The organism is Breznakia pachnodae (assembly GCF_030814225.1).
GTDB classification, from domain to species: Bacteria; Bacillota_I; Bacilli_A; order Erysipelotrichales; family Erysipelotrichaceae; genus Breznakia; species Breznakia pachnodae.
Window position 1 is genome coordinate 1 of the sequence record NZ_JAUSUR010000017.1, and the last position, 2,192, is coordinate 2,192.

Annotated in this window: 2 protein-coding genes; both read left to right on the forward strand. The window is 32.6% G+C overall.

Translation table 11 applies throughout. The annotated features are described in order from the left end of the window. Window positions 1–140: 140 nt before the first annotated feature. A complete protein-coding gene (locus tag J2S15_RS20245) occupies window positions 141–1,028 on the forward strand; it encodes a transposase (RefSeq protein WP_307412297.1) in 888 nt (295 codons plus the stop codon). 44 nt (window positions 1,029–1,072) lie between these two features. Then, window positions 1,073–1,666: an IS3 family transposase gene (locus J2S15_RS20250; protein WP_442319980.1), complete on the forward strand. Its 594-nt coding sequence runs from the start codon at window positions 1,073–1,075 to the stop codon at window positions 1,664–1,666. Window positions 1,667–2,192 lie beyond the last annotated feature (526 nt).

Here is a 2,192-nt window from a genome sequence, read left to right on the forward strand (position 1 = left end):
CATTATCTTCAATTATACTTCTATCAATTTCACTATAAACAAGATTTGCACCTTGATATAAGCATGATACATTAATTTGAAATACATCAGAAAAAAAGGGGGTGCGGACGAAATCCTGGACTAAGTGAAGGAGAATTTCAATGTATTCATACAAGCAAAAAATGAAAGCAATCAATCTATATTATCAATATGGAAATAAATTAACTGCAGTCATCCGAAAATTAAATTATCCCCATAATAGACATACATTAGCGAAATGGGTAAAAGAATATGAGCTTACAGGTACTCTAAAGAAAAAATATCACAGGCAATACAAATACTCTAAGAAACAGAAGATTGAAGCTGTGAATCATTATTTAAATCATGGGAAAAATATGAGTTATACTTGCAAGTCTCTTGGTTTTCCTAATCGACATTATTTGAAAGAATGGATTGATGAGTTTGCTCCCAATGAAAGAAAGACACATATAGTATCCAAGACTGTGATAAACTATTCTTTAGATCAGAAAATAAACGCAGTTACAGACTTATGTGTTCGAGCTTTACCAGTGGTTAAAATGGAAACTACTACAGGTATTAGTAGAACAAGTTATTATAAATGGAAAAAAGAACTGCTAGGTAAGGAGTATCCTTTGGAAATAGGAAAAGAAAAAGCGGATCAAGATATAATAACTTATGAAACTGAGTTGAAACAATTGAAAAAAACGCTTTATCGTCAAAAAATTGAACTCGATATATTAAAACAGGCAGAAATATTATTAAGGAAAGACCAAGGGGTTAGTCAAAAACTATTTACGAATCGAGAAATAACCATTATCATCAATACTTTGAGAGCACTTTATCCACTTACGGATTTACTAACACTACTAGGTATCTCAAAAAGTAGTTATTATTATCAAAAGAGTGCCATAAATAAAGGTGACAAATATAAGAACATACGTTCCCTCATAAAAACGATATTTGAAGAGAACAAGTGCTGTTATGGATATCGACGGATTCATTCAAAACTAAAAACACAAGGACCATAATATCTGAGAAAGTGATACGACGGATAATGAAAGAAGAAGGACTTGTGATAAAAACTAGGAGTAGAAAAAAATATAGTTCTTATATGGGAGAAATCAGTCCAGCAGTAAATAATATAATCAATAGAAATTTTACTGCCACTGCTCCAAATAGAAAGTGGCTTACCAATCTCACAGAGTTTCACATTCCAGCAGGCAAAGTTTATTTATCGCCTATTATTGATTGCTTTGACGGTCTTGTGGTTTCTTGGAGTATTGGAAATAGTCCAAGCGCAGAATTGGTAAATACGATGCTAGAGGCAGCTATTAGTACACTGGTGGAAAAGGAAACACCAATCCTTCATTCCGATAGAGGAGGTCATTATCGATGGCCACAATGGATAGAAAAGACACGTGAGGCAGGAATCATAAGGTCTATGTCTAAAAAAGGGTGCTCTCCTGATAATGCAGCCTGTGAAGGGTTCTTTGGAAGATTAAAAAATGAGATGTTTCATGGAAAGTCATGGCTTAATTTTACGACAGAAAAATTTATTGAAGAACTTAACCAATATATACATTGGTATAACAAGAAGCGTATAAAACTATCTCTTGGTGGTTTGAGTCCAATGGAGTATCGAACCTCTTTAGGGCTTGCAAGTTGAGTCCAAAAATTTGTCCGCATCCCCTTTTTATTAATTAGGAAAGTTCTATAAAATAATTAGGACAAAAAGAAATAAATGTTAATAAATAAGTAAGCACAAAATGGAACTGCAATATTAATGCAGTCACTAATAGAAGATGTCTGGTCGGTATTGTAGATGGAATTTCATTGTGTGTAAATGGAGCAGGGTTGATTTGAAGTCTTTATCGTACCACCTTTCATCTGGAAAGATAAAGAAGAGAATAATCTTGCAGGGCCGCAAGAAAGGTGCCAGGTATTAAATCTTTGTATTTAATATGATTTCTTAGAAATCATTTTCTTGGTTGTTTGAAATAATTCAAAAAAATAATAGTATTAATTTATTCTGCCAATATACAAGAAAGATAAATAATAGGTCATTTCTTGTTTGTAAAAGGACTTTAATTGGAGAAAGGAGGGCGGTTGTTACTTCTTGGGCGAAAGATAAGACATATGGAAAGTAAAGTTTAAAATGATTCTATAAATCCACTGTATTTGTTATACATAAA

What these genes read in the sequence shown, in the direction of transcription:
- J2S15_RS20245 (WP_307412297.1), top strand. Translation starts at nt 141, where the DNA reads ATGTATTCATACAAGCAAAAAATGAAAGCAATCAATCTATATTATCAA.